The organism is Thalassospira sp., from assembly GCF_040218635.1.
In the GTDB taxonomy this organism is placed as follows: Bacteria; Pseudomonadota; Alphaproteobacteria; order Rhodospirillales; family Thalassospiraceae; genus Thalassospira.
On sequence record NZ_JAVJRB010000012.1, the window covers coordinates 900566 to 919383 of the forward strand.

The following is an 18818-nucleotide window of genomic DNA, read 5'->3' on the forward strand; positions in this document are numbered from 1 at the left end:
ATCAGTTATCCCGGATCATCGCGGCAATCGTGGCTTCGGCAACAACCTGGCCGTCCACTTTGACTTGGCTTTCAAACTTCCAGACCGGTCCGCGGCTTTGCTTTTTGACCACATGGATATGCATGACATCACCCGGGACGACCGGTTTACGGAAACGGGCATTATCAATGCTCATGAAGTAAACCAGTTTACCTTCGGCGTCGCCACCCAAGGTGTGCACAACCAAAATCGCGGCAGTCTGCGCCATACTTTCAATGATCAGAACGCCCGGCATGATTGGCTGCTGCGGGAAATGGCCGGTAAATTGCGGCTCATTCATCGTAACATTTTTGATGCCGGTCGCAGATTCACCCGTCGCAATATCAACGACTTTGTCGATCAACAAAAACGGATAACGATGCGGAATCATTTCGAGAATGCGCTGAATATCAACACTTACCAGTTCGGTCATGTGTATAGCCCTTATTTCTTTTTTCGTATCAGACGGGACAAGGCCACCGTCTGTTTATGATATTCCATAACCGGCACAGCAGGGCTTCCGCCCACAGTTTGCCCCGGTCCAATATTTTTCATCACACCTGACTGGGCTGCGACTTTGGCGCCGTCACCAATCTCCAGATGCCCTGTAACCCCCACTTGTCCAGCAAGAACGACAAAATTACCAAGTTTGGTAGATCCGGAAATCCCGACTTGCGAGACAATAACACAGCCCATGCCAAGTTCGACGTTATGGCCGATTTGCACCAGATTGTCGATACGGCAACCATTGCCAATAACGGTATCTGGCCCTGCCCCACGGTCAATTGTGCTGTTTGACCCGACTTCAACATCGTTGCCAATAACAACACGACCAAGCTGCGGGACCTTTGCATGTCCCTGCGGGCCCATGGCAAACCCAAATCCATCCTGCCCGATACGCGCCCCCGGATAGATCAGGCACAGATTGCCAATCAGACTATGGCTGATTGATGCGTTGGCACCGACCTTACAGCCTGCACCGATCACAACGCCTTCACCAATAACCGCGTTCGACGCAATGATCGTTCCATCACCAATTTCACAATTGGCACCGATCACAGCACCAGCATCAACCTGGACACCCTTGCCAAGTTTCGCACTTGGATCGATTGATGCATGCTCAGAAACAGCCCCATTTCCCGTTTCAAACGGGTAAAAGGCCGTCGCTGCCTTGGCATATGCGCGATAAGGGTCATCTGTGGTGAAAAGAACCATGCCACCCGGCGCGCGGTCTGCAAATTCAGGGCGGACGAAACACGCACCTGCCTTGCTGTTGATAAAGGCATCAATATATTTGCGATTGTCAAAAAAGCTCAGGATCGTGCCATCTGCATTCTGCAATGGCGATACATCTTCAAAAACCCGCGTTTCATCGGGCGCATTTTGCAAATCAGCACCCGTCATCTTCGCAATTTCTGCGACGCTGAACGGTCCTTTCCGCTTAAAGAAACGCGTATCGGCCATTAGGCGCCTTCCTTGAATTCAACCTTGACCGTCGGAATTTTCTTGTTGATCCGGTCGAAAACTTCCTTGGTGACGTTCATAGCATTGGCAAAAATGATCACCTGTGCCTGATGAAGGACCAGCGTTGCCCGACGTTCTTCTGCAAGCTGCGCAATCACTTCATTAAGCGATTTGGTGAACTCGGCTTGTACTTCGGCAAGTGCCTGATCCAGAACACGGCTACGACCCTGGGCAAACTTTTGGAATTCAGCAACTTTTTGCTGAAATTCCTTTTGTTTTTCCTGAAACACGTCTGCTGCCAGCAAAGTACGTTGCTGCGCGAGTTTCTTTTCCTCTTCGCGCAAGCCTTGCTGTCTGGTTTCAATATCCTGTTGATATGCGACCTGACGTTCGCGGATCTGTTTTTTGGCATCCTGCATTGCGGATGCTTCACGCATAATTCCGGCATAATCAACGATCATGACGGATGCCACAGTTTCCGGATCCGGGGCATCTTGGGCATAGGCCTGCGGCATCACTGCGACACCACAGACTAATGCAGAAGCAACGATCAACTTGCGTATAGACTTCATCATACTCATTTAGAATCTGGTTCCGAAGTTTAGTCGGAACACTTCCTCTTTATCGTGATCTTCTTTCAAGATGGCCTGCGACAGGTCAACACCAATCGGGCCAAACGGAGACTCCCAACCTACGCCAACACCGACAGAGCTACGTATAGATCCGGTGTCATAGATTTCACCTGCACGGGCACCGTCGACACCTTGTGACGAACCAAAGTCACTGAATACACGTCCCGTCAAAGCAAACTCTGATGGCAACCCAAGCGGGAAGTCCATTTGTACAGAGCCGGTATAGAACGTTTTGCCACCCAACGCATCGCCAGTTGCGATATCACGCGGACCAACACCAGCAGCTTCAAAACCACGAAGGTTCGAACCGCCAACCAGGAACCGTTGGGAGATACGGGTATCCTCGCCGATCCCAAAGATATAACCCGTCGTACCGCGTGTCGAAAGGACCCACTCATGTTCGCGGTCCAGCGGATAATAATAACCGCCTTCAACCCGAGTACTCAAATAACTCTCGTCGCCGCCTAAACCTGCCAAATCATTCGATAAGCGGGTAAAATACCCCTCGGTTGGTGAAATGGAACTATCCCGCTTGTCATAGGTAAGCGTATGACCGATAGCTGATTCAACAAACTCTGTCTCCTCAGCCAACAAAAGGCGTGACGCATCGTCCTCATCAATATTCGAATAACTGTTCTTCTCAAGCGTGTAGCGCAAGGAATGCGATAGTTCTTCGCTATACTTGAACCCGGCGCGCAGACGACCACCAGTCTGTTCTTCATCATAAGAACTTTCATCCTGATTGTCTTCTTCACGACGATACAAATCATACCCTGCGGCGATTTCACGGTCCAGGAAGTATGGCTCGGTAAAGGACAGATCAATCTGTTGATCTGAAGCCCCAAGCGTGAAGTTCAATCGAAGATCCTGGCCTTTGCCAAGCAGGTTACGTTCACGGATACCAAGTTGACCAAAGGCACCGTCATCTGTTCCGTAGCCAGCACCGATTGAAAACTCACCCGTGGATTTTTCTTCAACGTCAACTTCAATAACGGTTTGGTCCGGCGATTGCCCTGGCAGCGTTTTAACGTCGACTGACTTAAAGAAGTTCAAGTTTTCAATACGCTGCTTGGATCGCTTCATCTTGGAGCTGCTAAAGGCATCCCCTTCAACCAAACGGAACTCACGACGGATCACATCATCAAGTGTCCGGACGTTGCCCACGACATTGATACGTTCAACATAAACCTTTGGCCCTTCGGCAATCGTGAAGGTCAAATCAATCGTACTTGCATCACGATTACGCTGCACATTCGGTCGAATATCGATAAACGCGTACCCTTGATCGCCAACGCTGGTGGTCAAGGCTTCAACGGAATCATCCACCAAATTTGCGTTATACCATTCACCCGTTTCGATTTCGATCAAAGGCATCAAGGCATCCGGATCAATCTTGTCGATCTGAGAAACAACCTTGATATCGCCAAACTGATAGCGTTTTCCTTCACTTACGGTGTAGGTGATGAAAAAGTCAGACCGATCCGGCGTTAATTCAGCAACGGACGAAAGCACCTGGAAATCTGCATACCCAGCGGCAAGATAAAACCGGCGCAGAAGTTCGCGGTCAAATGTGACGCGATCCGGATCGTAATTGTCATCTGACGTCAGGATCTTCCACCAAGCACTTTCGGTGGTGCGAACAACTTCTGACAGTTCGCCGTCATCAAAGGCCTTATTCCCAACGAAATTGATCTTGCGGATGCCGGTCGCTTCACCCTCATCAATCTCAAAAACAAGATCGACACGGTTTTGTTCAAGCTGGATAACTTTGGGATCAACGGTGGCGGCAAAACGACCGCTCCGGCGATAAAGCTCAAGCACGCGTTGAACGTCTGCCTGAACTTTCGTTCTGGTATAAACAACGCGCGGACGAAGCTGCAGCTCGGTGCTCAGCGCATCGTCCTTCAAACGTTGGTTACCCTCAAACGCAATACGGTTGATGATCGGGTTTTCGACGACATTGACCTGCAATACGCCTTGATTGAAGGAAAAGGACACGTCGGCAAACAAACCGGTGGAAAACAATGCCTTGAGGGATTCGTTGACCTTTTGCGCGTCGTAAGTATCGCCCGGTGCCACCGTCAGATATGCGTTGACGGTGCCACTTTCAATGCGGTTATTGCCTTCGACCCGTATGTCACGGATCAGCCCGGAACTCTGTTGGGCATATGCTGCCACTGGAACAATCGTTGGCGCAATTCCGCCAAGCAAGGCTGCAAGAACTGCAACCGCTTTTACCTTACGCAGCAAGTTAACCCCCCTGTTGCTGTCTCGCATTAGCCAGCAAGTCCTTTGAGGAAACTAAAGACACCCATTTGCGTCAAATCGTTCCACGTTGCAAAAATTATTAAGCTGAATACCAAACCCGCGCCAATACGGAAACCATATTCTTGTGCTTTTGCCCCCAATGGCTTACCGCGAACTGCCTCAACCGCGTAAAACACAAGATGGCCACCATCAAGAACCGGAACAGGCATCAGATTGATCAAGCCCAAGCTGATGGACAAATAGCCCATGAAGAACAATAACGGCCCCAATCCGCCTTCCGCAACTTGTCCCGACATTTGCGCAATCCGGATCGGACCACCCAACTCGGAACTATCTCGGTCGCCACTGATCATTTCGCCAATTGCCGAGAAAGTCTGACTGGTCAGCATGTAGGATGTTTCAAACGCCCGCCTTACGGAGTCAACCACACCATCACGGCTGGTTTCAAATGCGCCGGCTGTTATGCCAAGGCGCCCAAATGTTTGAGTGCTACCGCCCTCTTCGGCCTCAACGGCCTCAGGCGTGACTGAAAGCGCAAGAGTGTCACCTTCACGCAAAACGGATAGTGCCAGCATTTCCGCCGGATGTGCACGAACGATTTCAGAAAGTTCAGAGAACCATTCGACGGTTTGGCCATCAATCCCGGTGATGCGGTCATCGGTCATAAGACCAGCAGCAGCAGCCGGGCTGTTTTCAAGCACCTCGCCAACAACCGGCAATGCGCGCTGTTGACCGACGGCTGCGAACAAGACGGTAAAAACCACAATGGCAAAAATGAAGTTTGCAAGTGGACCCGCAAAGACAATCGCCGCTCGCGCGCCAACCCCTTTGTGATGGAATGCGTATTTTGCTTCTTCCGCGTCGACGTCATCACGGTGCCCGGCACTGGCGGGGTTCATGTCGCCAAACATCTTCACATAGCCGCCAAGCGGGATCAGGCTAACTTTCCAGCGGGTGCCTTTTTTATCCTGCCAGCCAAACAGTTCAGGTCCAAAACCAATTGAAAATGCTTCGACTTTGACGCCGTTTTTGATCGCAACCCAATAGTGTCCATATTCATGAACGAATACGAGAACAGACAGCACAAAAAGAAAGGCAAGTAAGGTTTCCATCAAGACGTCCCTTATCCGGTCAGACCGGAGATTTTAACTCAAACCGCTGCAATCATCGCAGCTGTTTCACGGCGTACCCGCGCATCTGTTTCAAATACCTGATCCAGATTCGTCAGCTTCTCACTGCCGACCTTACCCATAACCTCTTCGACAATCCCGGCAATATCAAGGAAGCCGATTTTATCTTTCAAAAAGGCGTCGACAGCGACTTCATTCGCACCGTTCAGGACAGTAGGCAGTGTCCCACCTTCCTGCAAGGCTTCTCGTGCCAACCGAAGTGCCGGGAAGCGTTTTGTATCTGGACTCTCGAAGTTCAAGCTTCCGATCGTGGCAAAATCAAGACGCTTCACATCAACCCTGATCCGATCCGGCCATGAAAGTGCATATGCAATGGGGGTTCGCATATCGGGCGAGCCGAGCTGCGCCAGCACAGAACCATCGGAATACTCAACCATGCTGTGCACGACTGATTGTGGGTGAACAACAATTTCAATGCGGTCTTCGGATACAGGAAACAAATGCCAAGCTTCGATAAGCTCAAGGCCTTTATTCATCATCGTCGCCGAATCGATTGAGATTTTTGCGCCCATTTCCCAATTCGGGTGAGCCAATGCCTGTACACGGGTCACAGACATCATATCTGCCAACGACCATTCCCGAAATGGGCCGCCGGAAGCCGTTAGCAATATCCGGTCAACCCGGTCTTCTGCCCGATCTTCGAGAACCTGAAAAATAGCACTATGTTCGGAATCAACCGGGATAAGGGTCGCATTATGCTTCACGACTTCGGCCGTCATCAGCGCACCGGCACACACCAACGTTTCTTTATTGGCAAGCCCGACACGTGCACCACGGCGAATGGCCGCCAATGTCGGCTTTAAACCCGCGGCCCCGACAATTGCCGCGATGACGATATCAGACGGGCGTTCAGCCGCCTCAATCAACGCACTTTCACCCGCACCGACTTCAATGTCCGTGCCTGCCAACGCGTCGCGAAGCTGGTTGAAATACGCAGGATCACCGATTACGGCGCATTTCGCACCGACATCTTTGGCAATAGCCGCCAACGCGTCGACATTGCTATGTGCCGTAACGGCGTCAACGCTGTATTTGTCAGCGTGGGTTTTAAGAATATCGACCGTACTGGTCCCAATCGACCCGGTAACACCAAAAACACTGACCGATTTCTTCAAAGTCATTCAACACCTGTGTGCAAACGGTCGGTTACATGACCGCCTTATCGCAGAGCCAGCCCAGCGAAACAGATCATAACAAATGCAATCGGAAACACCGACAACATCCCGTCAGCGCGATCAAGTAATCCGCCATGCCCCGGGATCAGGTTGCTGCTGTCTTTAACCTTGAAATGACGTTTAAGCGCGGATTCACCAAGATCACCGATCTGGGCTACGATTGCCAAAGCCATACTCACAACAACAATCGTCCAGTTTATAGCATCGGCACTGAAATAAGTCACAAGTCCGCCGATCAGGCCAGCGCAGGCCATCCCGCCAACCAGCCCTGCCCAGGTTTTCTTGGGGCTGAAACGTGGTGCAAGTTTGGGTCCGCCAATCGCCTTGCCAAAGGCATAGCCACCTGTGTCAGTCGCCCAAACAAGGAAGAACAACCACATAATGATCAATAGACCATCACCATCCTGATTGCGAAGCCACAAGGCCGTCAATGCCGCCAGCGAGACATAAAGCACCCCGAAGCCTGCAAGCAGCCAGTTTCGTCCTGAGCGCGCTGCCGCAATGATCACGCTAATGGCAATCGGCATGACAATATATTCTTCCTGCCCGGTCACTTGCATCAGCATGGCAACGCCAAGTGCGACAGCCGCAACAACAGAAACACCGTTATAGTGCCCTGCTGCGCACATTCGCGACCATTCCCACATCATTCCAGCGGAAAACAAAAACAGAAGAATATCGAAATAGGGTGAACCGAACCAGACCGCTGCTATTGCGACAGGTGTCATAACCAGCGCAGAAAGAACGCGCGGCATCAGTCCGGAATTGTTATCTTTTTGACGTTCGGCTTCAGATGACTGCACCAAAACGCCGCTCCCGTCCGGCAAAGTTGTCAATGGCTTTTTCCAGATGGCTACGATCAAAATCAGGCCACAGAACATCCTCAAAGACGAACTCGGTATAGGCCGACTGCCACAGCAAGAAGTTGCTAATCCGTTGTTCTCCACTGGTTCTGATCAAAAGATCAGGATCAGGAATACCCACGGTCGACAAATTCTGTTCGATCAAATCTTCCGTCACCGCGTCTGCTGAAAGTTCACCAGATGCCACCTTTTTCGCAATTTCGCGCATGGCATCGGTGATTTCGGCGCGCGCCCCGTAACTCAGCGCAATCGTCAGATTAAGACGGGTATTTTCAGACGTTTGTTGTTCGGCCTTGCTCAAAAGTTCGCGGATGTCATCGGCGAACCGCGAACGGTCGCCAATAATCCGGATCTTTATGCCGTTTTTATGCAAATTGGCCAGCTCACGCTTTAAGAACAACCGTAAAAGCCCCATCAAATCATTGACTTCGCTTTCCGGACGCTTCCAGTTTTCCGTCGAAAACCCATAAAGCGTGAGATATTCGATACCAAGTTCAACAGATGCTTCGATCGTACGGCGCACAGCCTCAACGCCCGCACGATGTCCCATCGTACGCGGGCGTCCACGACCACGTGCCCAGCGCCCGTTGCCATCCATGATGATGGCAACGTGACGCGGAACAGTTAGCGGTTCTGAGGGGTGAGATTGAGAAGAAAGCACAGCCATAATCAGACTTGCATGATTTCCTGTTCTTTATGCGACAGCGACTCGTCGATCTCGCCGATGACCTTATCGGTCAGCTTCTGGATCTCTTTTTCTTCGTCATGCATTTCGTCTTTCGAAATGTCGCTGTCTTTTTCCCATTTCTTCAACTGGTCCATGCCATCGCGGCGGACGTTGCGCACGGAAATTTTAGCCTGTTCGGCATATTTGCCAGCGACTTTCGACAGTTCTGCGCGACGTTCTTCGTTCAATGCCGGAATCGGCACGCGAACAAGGGTTCCATCAGCCGCCGGGTTCAGACCAAGACCCGCATCGCGGATGGCCTTTTCAACCGACTTGACCATGGTTTTATCCCAGACCTGAACCGAAAGCATACGTGCCTCAGGAACACTAACTGATGCCACCTGGTTAAGCGGGGTCGGAACGCCATAAGCTTCAACCATGACCGGCTCAAGAAGGCTCACACTGGCGCGACCGGTACGCAGACCGGTAAATTCCTTGTGCAACACTTCTACAGCCCCTTCCATACGGCGGGACAGGTCCTTTTTTAGGCCAGCAACGTCAGACACGGTCAGTCTCCATTCGAAATAATCGTAAACGTCCCCTTCGCAGAGACAACGTCTGCAAAGGCACCCGGATTATGCAAAGAAAACACAATAACCGGAATATCATTTTCGCGTGCCAAAGAAATAGCCGATGCATCCATAACACGCAAATCTTTGGACAAAACATCCATATAAGTCAGGGAATCATAACGTTTCGCCGTCGGGTCGGTTTTCGGATCGGCCGTATAAACGCCGTCAACCTGAGTCCCCTTAAGCAACGCATCACAGCCCATTTCAACCGCACGCAAAGCAGCTGCCGTATCCGTGGTAAAGAACGGATTGCCCGTCCCCGCCGCAAAGATCACAACGCGACCTTTTTCCATGTGGCGTACAGCACGACGGCGAATATAGGGTTCGCAAACAGAAGACATCGGGATGGCAGACTGCACACGGGTTTGAATCCCGTGACGCTCAAGCGCGTTTTGAACCGCGAGCGCATTCATAATGGTCGCCAACATCCCCATATAGTCGGCTGTGGCGCGTTCCATCCCCTGGGATGCACCTTTGACGCCACGGAAGATGTTCCCGCCGCCAATCACCATGCAAACTTCGGCACCCATGTCATGAACGACTTTGATTTCGCTGGCAATCCGGTCAACCGTTTCAGGATCAATACCATATTGCTGTTTTCCCAAAAGCCCCTCACCCGAGAGCTTAAGAAGGACGCGGCGAAATTTCAGTTGGTCGTTTTCTGCCATGTCTTAATGCCTCTTAAATGCCGATGTAGCGCATTGCCCAAACACGGGAAATGCAAAATTCAGATATAAAAAGACCGGCGAGTAACAGGGCGGACTTGCACTGCCGACCTCGCCGGTCTGGATCATACACGAAATGGTGATCAAAGCACCATTCCGAACAGATGTTTATTTGCTCAGCTGCTCAGCAACTTCTGCCGCAAAGTCTTTTTCTTCTTTCTCGATGCCTTCACCGAGTTCGAAGCGTACAAAACCTTTAAGGGTGATCGGCTTGCCAGCTTCTTTGGCAGTATTTTCGATCACGGTTTTGACTTTGTTTTCACCGTCAATAACGAAGGTCTGTTCAACCAGAACAACCTGCTCGTAATATTTACGGATACGGCCTTCGATCATTTTTTCAATGATCTCAATCGGGCGGCCGGATTCTTTGGCCTGATCGGTCAGAACAGCTTTTTCACGCTCGACCAATTCCGGATCGAGATCATCAACCGTTGCCGAAGCCGGGTTGGTTGCTGCAATGTGCATTGCGATCTGTTTGCCAAGACCGTCAAGAACAGCAGCGTCTGCTTCGGATTCCAGAGCCACCAGAACGCCGATTTTACCGAGATCGGTCGCAACAGCGGAGTGGATGTAAGAAGCAACAACACCTTTTTCGACCGACAAACCGGTCGAACGACGCAGGGACATATTTTCGCCGATTTTGGCGATCATGTGCGTGACCTGTTCTTCGACGTTACGTGACGTATCCGGGAAAGCCGCAGCTTTAAGAGCATCGACGTCGCCGTTTACAGCAACAGCCTGAACTGCAATTTCACGAACGAATTTCTGGAAGTCTTCATTACGCGAAACGAAATCGGTTTCAGCGTTCAGCTCGACAACGGCACCTTTGGTGCCGTTAACAGCAACAGCAACCAGACCTTCAGCAGCAACACGGCCTGCTTTCTTGGCAGCATTTGCCAGACCTTTGGTACGCAGCCAGTCAACAGCTGCATCAACATTACCATCGGTTTCAGACAGCGCCTTTTTGCAATCCATCATGCCAGCGCCGGTGGTTTCGCGAAGCTCTTTCACGAGAGCAGCGGTAATAGCCATTTTTTAAGCCCCTATTACGCAATCAGTTAACACCTAAGAAAACGGCGGCATGCTAGCCGCCGTTTAATCGGGTACAAAATGAAAGTTATGCGGAAGCTGCTTCTGCAGCTGCTTCTTCAGTCGCGCTCGCTTCAGCCGGAACTTCTTCCGCTTCACCGAGATCCGCGCCAGATGCGGTCATTTCTTCCTGGATACCATCCAGAACAGAACCAACGAACAGATCACAATACAGCTGAATCGAACGGATTGCGTCGTCATTGCCCGGGATCGGGTACTGAACGTCAGCAGGATCCGAGTTGGAGTCGAGAATCGCAACAACCGGGATCTTCAGGTTCTTGGCTTCGTGAACTGCAAGTGCTTCTTTGTTGGTGTCAACCACAACAATAATGTCCGGCAGACCACCCATGTCCTTAATACCGCCAAGCGCACGCTCAAGTTTGTCGCGCGAACGGGTCAGGTTCAGGATTTCTTTTTTGGTCAGACCTTCAGCACCATTGGTCAGGAGTTCTTCCTGCTCTTTGAGGCGTTTGATCGAGTTCGAAACAGTGTTCCAGTTGGTCAGCATGCCGCCGAGCCAGCGATGGTTCACGTAGTACTGGCCGCAACGTTTTGCAGCTTCTGCAACGATCGGCGAAGCCTGACGTTTGGTACCAACGAAAAGAACACGACCACCCGAAGCAGTTACGTCGCGAACGGCCTGCATCGCACGATGCAGCATCGGGACGGTTTCCTGCAAGTTCAGGATGTGGATGTCGTTACGTGCACCAAAGATGAACTGCTTCATCTTCGGGTTCCAACGGCGAGTGTGGTGACCAAAGTGGACACCAGCTTCCATGAGCTGGCGCATGGTAAAGGTTGGCAAAGCCATGATAATTCCTACCTTTTTCCGGTTAATACCTCCGCGAAAGGGAATTTCATGCCTCATGCATGAAACACCGGATGGACGAGTTGCCATATGACGGCAGTCGCCGCTCTTCCGCGTGCGATGTTCGGGGCGGTTTTTAATCCCGTCCCGCAAAGAATGCAAGCCCTAAAGTACCTACAAATGCGCGGTTTGTGAACCTTTGGCCTTCACAAACCTGCCAAGCAGATGAAATCATCAGATTTCTTCGGCAAATTCCACACCGGGAATGGCGCCAATCGCCCCGATTAGGGATGGGCCGACTTTGTAGTTATCTTCAAGTTCGATTTCAGCCATTCGACCGTCATCACATACAGATGACAGCGTTACAAGCCCCCGTCCCTTGCCCGCACTTTCAAGCAACTGGCGGATTTCCGCCACCGGATCGGGTTTATTCAGCCGAATACGAATACCTTCGGCGGCACCAGTAACGGCTTGTTCAAGGTCTTCAACCCGCTGACCTTGAATACGCAGCTGCCCTTCGCGCATTTCAGCCGCAACAACCAACAGAACCGGGCGGCCCGCATTGATGATTTCTTTATACGCCGCCCAGGCTTCGGCCCAAAAGGCAACTTCAAAGCTTCCCGTCGGGTCAGAAAACATCACAAAGGCAAACTTTGATCCGTTCTTTTTGGAAATCATTTCACGCGCATTGATCAATGTTCCGGCAAGACGAATTGCACCTTTGTTTTGTGCCCGCATACGGGCCGGCAGTTCTTTGATCGGGGCAATCCCGATGCGCTGGATGCTTTTGCCAAAGGTATCAAGGGGATGGGCCGAAAGATAAAAACCGATTGCCGAAAATTCCTCGGTCAGTTTTTCCATCGGCACCCAGTCACGGTCTTCCGGCAAACGGATCTTGTCTTTGCCAAAACCGCTGCTTTCGCCAAACATCGAAATCTGATCGTCGTTGCGTGCCTGCATTTCGCGCTGGGCAACGCCAATGACCTTATCGACATTTTCAAACATGACTTTGCGGTTCGAGGTCAAACAATCAAGTCCCCCTGCCCGCACAAGATTTTCCAGAAGCCGTTTATTGACCGCACGGCTATCGATACGGGATGCAAAATCCGTAATATCGCGAAACGGTCCGTTTGCTTCGCGTTCCGCCACCAGACTTTCCATTGCCGCATCGCCAACATTGCGGATCGCAGCCAAGGCATAGCGAATTTTGCCAACACCGTCGTGGTTTTCAACCGAGAATGTCACTTGCGAGTTGTTAATGCAGGGCGGCAGTATTTCGATCTCAAGCCGTTCGACCTCCTGCTTGAACACCGCAAGTTTTTCGGTGTTGTGCATATCAAGCGTCATCAAGGCGGCCATGAATTCGACCGGATAGTTGGCCTTCAGAAACGCCGTTTGATACGCCACCAGCGCATAGGCCGCCGCGTGCGATTTGTTAAAGCCGTAGGATGCGAACTTTGCAACCTGATCAAAGATGTCAGATGCCTGTCCGCGCTCCACACCGTTCTTTGCAGAACCGTCAACAAACAGCCCACGCTGCTTTTCCATCTCCTCGGCGATTTTCTTACCCATGGCACGACGCAGCAAATCTGCACCGCCGAGTGAATAGCCGGCCATGATCTGGGCCAGCTCCATGACCTGTTCCTGATAGATCATGATGCCATAGGTTTCTTCGAGGATCGGCTGCAGCATCGGATGCATGTAATCAGGTTCTTCCTGACCATGCTTACGCGCGATGTAATGCGGAATATTATCCATCGGGCCCGGACGATACAGCGCCACGACAGCGATAATATCTTCTAACGTATCGGGTTTCAGACCGCGCAGCACATCCTGCATCCCTTGGGATTCAAGCTGAAACACGCCGACAGTTTCAGCAGCCGACAACAGCTTGAAGGATGGCCTGTCATCAAGTTCAATCGCACTAATATCAAAGTCTTGCGGCACGTCTTTGCGCTGACGCATCAACTTGATGGCCTCGATAATCACCGTCAGCGTTTTAAGACCAAGGAAGTCAAACTTCACCAGTCCGGCATTCTCAACATATTTCATGTTGAACTGCGTGACCGGCATATCCGAACGCGGATCGCGATAGATCGGGACCAGCTCATCGAGATCACGGTCCCCGATCACCACACCGGCCGCATGGGTCGACGAGTTACGATATAGACCTTCGATCTGCATGGCGATCGACAGCAAACGGTCAATATCGGGATCTTCGCGCGCAATTCGGCGCAGGTCCGGTTCCATGTCGATCGCTTCTTTAAGCGGGATCGGTTTGGCCGGATCGCCCGGAATCATTTTACAGATTTTATCGACATAGCCATACGGGATGCTGAGAACACGGCCAACATCACGCACAGCGGCCTTTGCCTGTAGCTTACCGAATGTGATGATCTGTGCAACCCGGTCGTGACCGTATTTTTTCTGCACATATTCAATCACTTCACCGCGCCGGTCCTGACAGAAATCGACGTCAAAGTCAGGCATGGACACACGTTCCGGATTAAGGAAACGTTCGAACAGAAGCGAGAACCGCAACGGATCAAGGTCGGTAATCAAAAGCGCATAGGCAACAAGCGACCCCGCACCGGAACCACGGCCCGGACCGACCGGAATTTCATGATCCTTTGCCCATTGGATGAAATCCGCAACGATCAGGAAGTAACCCGGAAAACCCATCTGGTTGATGATGCCAAGTTCATAATCAAGCCGTTCCCGATACGGTTTGGCCGTCTCTTCCTTATCGGCATCAGACATGTCTTCGGTATAGACATACTTTTCCAGACGATGTTTTAGCCCTTCTTCCGACATGTGGCGAAGTTCGTCCACCTCGGTTCGGCCTTCGCCACAATCAAAGGGCGGCAGGATCGGGTCAATTTTCTCGACATGCCAAGAGCAGCGTTTGGCAATTGCGATTGTGTTGTCGCAGGCTTCGGGAATGTCTGCGAACAGATCGCGCATTTCAGAAGACGTCTTAAACCGATGGTCCGGTGTCAGTTTCCAGCGTTCATCCTGACCAACAACCGCCCCCTGTCCGATACAGATGAAAACATCATGAGCTTCATACATATCAACGGACGGGAAATAGCAGTTATTGGTCGCCACCAGCGGCACATTATGATCATAGGCAAGCTTGATCAGCCCCGGTTCCACCTGATCTTCAAGTTCTGCCCCGTGACGCTGCAATTCAATATAAAGCCGGTCACCAAAAATGTCTTTTAACTCGGCTAGGCAGCCTTCTGCCTTATCAAGCTGCTCTTCGGCGAGTAACCGCGCAAGCGGCCCTGTCGGACCACCTGTCAGGCAAATGACATGATCGGCATAGGTGCGGATATGTTCATAAAGCGCCTTTGGCTCACTCCCGGCTTCGGACGTCATGTGTGCGCGCGAAACAATTTTCAGAAGATTGAAGTAACCTTCCTTGTTTTGCGCAATCAGGACAAGGCGATCGGGCATCGGTTCCCGGGCAATTTTGCCCACAGCCGGTTTGTCTCCAAACCGTTCAACCCCCATCTGAACGCCAAGGATCGGTTGAATGCCATCGCCACTCAGTGCGCCTGCAAAATCAAGTGCACCAAACATGTTGTCGGTATCGGTCATCGCAACGGCGGGTTGGCCGTCAGCTGCGCAAAGCTTGGCAAGCTCCTTCGTCGTGATGGCACCTTCGGCAAGCGAATAGTTGGTGTGAACACGAAGATGGACGAAACCGTTTTCCATCGTTGGTAACCTTCTGATTTTTCAATAAAACGCAGATAACGCACCGTTTCGCCCTATGGCGAAGCGGTGCGTGTTATCAGCTTAATGAATTTTGATCGCTTAGGAAAGTTCAGCCGGATCAAGTTCGATCAAATGACCATCACGCAAGGTCACGACACGATCCATCTGACGGGCAAGTTCCGGGTTATGGGTCGCAATTAACGACGCCAAACCGGTTTCACGCACCAAGGTCATCAACATGCCAAACACGGTGGCGGCCGTTTGCGGATCAAGATTCCCGGTTGGTTCATCGGCAAACAGAACATCAGGCACATTGGCCAGGGCACGCGCAATCGCAACACGTTGCTGTTCGCCGCCCGACAACCGTGCAGGACGATGTTCTGCACGATTTTCAAGCCCCAGACAGCGCAGCAATTCAAGACCGCGCTCCTGGGCTTCTGATCGTTTCAGCCCATTGATCATTTGCGGCATGACGACATTTTCAATGGCTGAAAATTCCGGCAGCAAATGATGGTACTGATAGACAAACCCGATGTGGTTGCGGCGCATTTCGGTTCGCGCGAGATCAGATAAATCTGTACTGCGCTTTCCCCCGATGGATACAAGCCCGCCATCGGGTTTTTCAAGCAAGCCTGCGATCTGAAGAAGTGTCGACTTACCCGCACCGGACGGACCAACAAGGGCAACAATTTCACCCTGATGGATTTCAAGATCGACCGATTTCAGAATTTCAAGCTGATCCGGGCCCTGATTGAAAATACGGTCGATTTTCTCAAGACGCAGAACAACATTACGCGAACGCTGCTTGGCTGTGGTTTTGATCAGATCACTCATAACGAAGAGCCTCCACCGGATCGAGCCGCGAGGCACGCCAAGCCGGATAAACCGTGGCAAGGAACGACAGGGTCAATGACATGACACACACCAGAACCACTTCACCGATATCCATGTCGGCTGGAAGTTGCGACAGGAAATAAATCTCGGCATTGAACAGATCCGTTCCCGTAAGACTTTGGATCGCTTGGCGGATATTTTCGATATTCAGGCAGAACAAAACGCCAATTGCCACACCGCTGACTGTCCCCAGCACCCCGATGGAGGCACCGGCAAGGAAGAACACCTTCATGATCGATCGGCGGGTCGCCCCCATGGTGCGCAGGATCGCAATATCACGCCCCTTGTCTTTCACCAGCATGACCATGCCCGAAATGATGTTAAAGGCGGCCACAAGAATGATCAGGGTCAGGATCAGGAACATGACATTCCGTTCGACCTGAAGCGCATTAAAGAACCCGGCATTTGATTGCTGCCAATTGACAAGGCGCAACCGTTCACCAGAAAGTGTCGTCAGTAATGCATCCATGGTGTCATCAAGCGATGAAATATCATCAAGCATGACTTCAAAATGCGTAATCTGTTCGGGCAGACGGAAATAAACCTGAGCGGCACTCAGCGGCATAAAGATAAATCCGCTGTCATATTCATACATGCCGATATCAAACAGCCCGGCAACCGTATAGGCCCGCACACGCGGTACGGCGCCAAATGCGGTGACATTGCCCTTTGGCGAAATCAGATTGACCGTATCCCCCACACCCACACCAAGCTTCATGGCAAGGCGCGCACCCATGATCACCGTATCGTCGCCCTTATAATCGTCAAGCGATCCAAAAACGATGTTATCGGCAATTGTTTTGCGTTTTTTGACATCTTCCGGGCGCATCCCGCGCACAATCGCACCAGATGCACGACCATTCTTCGATGCCATAACCTGACCTTCGACCACCGGGACGGTCATCATGACATTGCCGGTTTCCGCAATCTGCTTTTCGATGGCCGCGTAATCGCCAATCCCGCCATTCCCCTGCGCATAAATGGAAATGTGCCCGTTCAGGCCCAAAATGCGACCAAGCAACTCAGCACGGAAACCATTCATCACAGACATGACAATAATCAGCGTTGCAACGCCAAGCATGATGCCAAGCAACGAAAAGATGGCAATGACCGAAACAAAGCCTTCCTGCCGACGTGGACGCAGGTAGCGGAAGGCCACCATACGTTCGAACGGACTGAACATGGGCAATCTATCCTTGTGGAATTTGGTCAGGGCACGGTTCCATGCACATTAGCACATAACAGAACCGTAAATCACAACGGGGCAGCCTGTGCTGCCCCGTTTAAATGCGTTCTTATCAGGCGCTGATCTGGTTCAGTGCTGCTTCGAAAGTAACTTCTGTTTTTTCGCCGGTTTTGCGGTTTTTAAGTTCAACCACTCCGTTCTTCAGGCCCTTAGGACCAATAATAATCTGCCATGGCAGACCAATCAGATCCATATCGGCAAACTTGCCACCAGCACGAATGTCCCGATCATCATACAGAACTTCGATGCCTGCATTGGTAATCTTGCCATAGGCATCTTCACACGCACTATCACAGGCATCATCCCCGGTACGCAGGTTGATCAGGCCAACCTTGTACGGTGCGACGGATTCCGGCCAGATGATACCGTTTTCGTCATGCGATGCCTCGATCAGTGCGCCGACAAGGCGCGAAACGCCAATGCCGTACGACCCCATCTGAACCGGCACTTCGGTGCCATCCGGGCCAAGAACGGTTGCGCCCATCGGTTCGGAATACTTCGCACCAAAGTGGAAGATATGACCGACTTCAATGCCACGGGTCGAAACAAGATCATCCCCTGAAATCGGGCTGTTGGCAGGATCATGTTTTTCTTCGGTTGCAGCATAGTCAACCAAAGTACCCTGCACCCAGTTTTCAAGGCCGGTGCGATCATTCAAATCAACGCCCTTGCCTGTCAGGTCTTTATCAAGCCACTTCTTGTCACAGAAAACTTCGCTTTCGCCGGTTTCGGCCAGAACGATGAACTCGTGGCTAAGGTCGCCGCCAATCGGGCCGGTATCGGCCACCATCGGGATCGCCTTCACACCCAGACGGGCGAAGGTCCGGCAATAAGCCAGGAAAATCTTGTTATAGGTGTGACGCGCGCTTTCGTAATCGATATCGAACGAATAAGCATCTTTCATATAGAATTCGCGACCCCGCATCACGCCAAAGCGCGGGCGGATCTCGTCACGGAATTTCCACTGAATGTGATACAGTAACTGCGGAAGCTGCTTATAAGAACGCACATCCTTGCGGAAGATATCGGTGATGGCTTCTTCGTTGGTCGGGCCAAACAGCATCTTGCGATCATGACGATCCGTGATGCGCAGCATCTCAAGACCATAATCATCATAACGACCACTTTCCTGCCACAGCTCGGCGGGCTGAATGGTCGGCATCAGAAGCTCGTTAAAGCCGATCTTGTCTTGTTCTTCGCGAACGATCTGTTCGATCTTTTTAAGAACACTATGGCCAAGTGGCAGCCATGAATAGATCCCTGCGGTGAGCTGGCGCACCATACCGGCGCGCAGCATCAAACGGTGAGAAGCGATCTGTGCTTCTGACGGGGTTTCCTTCAGGGTCGGCAGAAAGAACTGGGAAAGACGCATCAATGCCTCGTGATGATCAAATCTGAATGGTTGGGCGTTTAATATAGCTTGCCCG

Annotated in this window: 16 protein-coding genes; all 16 read right to left on the reverse strand. The window is 51.5% G+C overall.

What is annotated here, in order from left to right:
- Position 1 precedes the first annotated feature (1 nt).
- Positions 2 to 451, reverse strand: coding sequence for a 3-hydroxyacyl-ACP dehydratase FabZ (gene fabZ / locus RIC05_RS18160; protein ID WP_350043935.1), 450 nt, complete (start codon positions 449 to 451; stop codon positions 2 to 4).
- Between the two features lie 11 nt (positions 452 to 462).
- Positions 463 to 1482: a UDP-3-O-(3-hydroxymyristoyl)glucosamine N-acyltransferase gene (gene lpxD / locus RIC05_RS18165; protein WP_350045973.1), complete on the reverse strand. Its 1020-nt coding sequence runs from the start codon at positions 1480 to 1482 to the stop codon at positions 463 to 465.
- Entirely contained in the window at positions 1482 to 2063 is a 582-nt protein-coding gene (locus RIC05_RS18170) for an OmpH/Skp family outer membrane protein (RefSeq protein WP_350045974.1), read from the reverse strand. Before RIC05_RS18170 ends, lpxD begins: the two co-directional genes overlap by 1 nt.
- A complete protein-coding gene (gene bamA / locus RIC05_RS18175; RefSeq protein ID WP_502989557.1) occupies positions 2064 to 4364 on the reverse strand; it encodes an outer membrane protein assembly factor BamA in 2301 nt (766 codons plus the stop codon).
- Positions 4365 to 4390: 26 nt separating this feature from the next.
- The gene (rseP, locus tag RIC05_RS18180) at positions 4391 to 5494 is read right to left on the reverse strand and encodes an RIP metalloprotease RseP (RefSeq protein WP_350045976.1); all 1104 of its coding nucleotides are present in this window, start codon (positions 5492 to 5494) and stop codon (positions 4391 to 4393) included.
- A 38-nt stretch (positions 5495 to 5532) separates the two neighbouring features.
- Positions 5533 to 6693: a 1-deoxy-D-xylulose-5-phosphate reductoisomerase gene (locus RIC05_RS18185; RefSeq protein ID WP_350045977.1), complete on the reverse strand. Its 1161-nt coding sequence runs from the start codon at positions 6691 to 6693 to the stop codon at positions 5533 to 5535.
- Between the two features lie 38 nt (positions 6694 to 6731).
- Positions 6732 to 7550 carry a phosphatidate cytidylyltransferase gene (locus tag RIC05_RS18190; RefSeq protein WP_350044217.1) on the reverse strand — a complete coding sequence of 273 codons (819 nt, stop codon included), beginning with the start codon at positions 7548 to 7550 and terminating at the stop codon, positions 6732 to 6734.
- Complete coding sequence (locus RIC05_RS18195) at positions 7537 to 8277, reverse strand: isoprenyl transferase (RefSeq protein WP_350045978.1); 741 nt, start codon at positions 8275 to 8277, stop codon at positions 7537 to 7539. Before RIC05_RS18195 ends, RIC05_RS18190 begins: the two co-directional genes overlap by 14 nt.
- A 2-nt stretch (positions 8278 to 8279) precedes the next feature.
- Positions 8280 to 8843 (reverse strand): ribosome recycling factor, encoded by a 564-nt coding sequence (gene frr, locus RIC05_RS18200; protein ID WP_350044215.1) that lies wholly within the window; start codon positions 8841 to 8843, stop codon positions 8280 to 8282.
- A 2-nt stretch (positions 8844 to 8845) separates the two neighbouring features.
- The gene (gene pyrH / locus RIC05_RS18205; RefSeq protein ID WP_350045979.1) at positions 8846 to 9577 is read right to left on the reverse strand and encodes a UMP kinase; all 732 of its coding nucleotides are present in this window, start codon (positions 9575 to 9577) and stop codon (positions 8846 to 8848) included.
- Between the two features lie 165 nt (positions 9578 to 9742).
- A complete protein-coding gene (gene tsf / locus RIC05_RS18210) occupies positions 9743 to 10666 on the reverse strand; it encodes a translation elongation factor Ts (protein WP_350044213.1) in 924 nt (307 codons plus the stop codon).
- Positions 10667 to 10751: 85 nt separating this feature from the next.
- Positions 10752 to 11534 (reverse strand): 30S ribosomal protein S2, encoded by a 783-nt coding sequence (gene rpsB / locus RIC05_RS18215; RefSeq protein WP_350044212.1) that lies wholly within the window; start codon positions 11532 to 11534, stop codon positions 10752 to 10754.
- Between the two features lie 231 nt (positions 11535 to 11765).
- Positions 11766 to 15251 carry a DNA polymerase III subunit alpha gene (dnaE, locus tag RIC05_RS18220; RefSeq protein ID WP_350045980.1) on the reverse strand — a complete coding sequence of 1162 codons (3486 nt, stop codon included), beginning with the start codon at positions 15249 to 15251 and terminating at the stop codon, positions 11766 to 11768.
- 99 nt (positions 15252 to 15350) lie between these two features.
- On the reverse strand, positions 15351 to 16085 hold the full coding sequence (locus RIC05_RS18225) for an ABC transporter ATP-binding protein (protein WP_350045981.1): 735 nt from the start codon (positions 16083 to 16085) through the stop codon (positions 15351 to 15353).
- Positions 16078 to 17328, reverse strand: a complete 1251-nt coding sequence (locus RIC05_RS18230; RefSeq protein ID WP_350045982.1) for a lipoprotein-releasing ABC transporter permease subunit — start codon at positions 17326 to 17328, stop codon at positions 16078 to 16080. Before RIC05_RS18230 ends, RIC05_RS18225 begins: the two co-directional genes overlap by 8 nt.
- 115 nt (positions 17329 to 17443) lie before the next feature.
- Positions 17444 to 18763, reverse strand: coding sequence for a proline--tRNA ligase (gene proS / locus RIC05_RS18235; RefSeq protein ID WP_350045983.1), 1320 nt, complete (start codon positions 18761 to 18763; stop codon positions 17444 to 17446).
- Between the last annotated feature and the right edge of the window lie 55 nt (positions 18764 to 18818).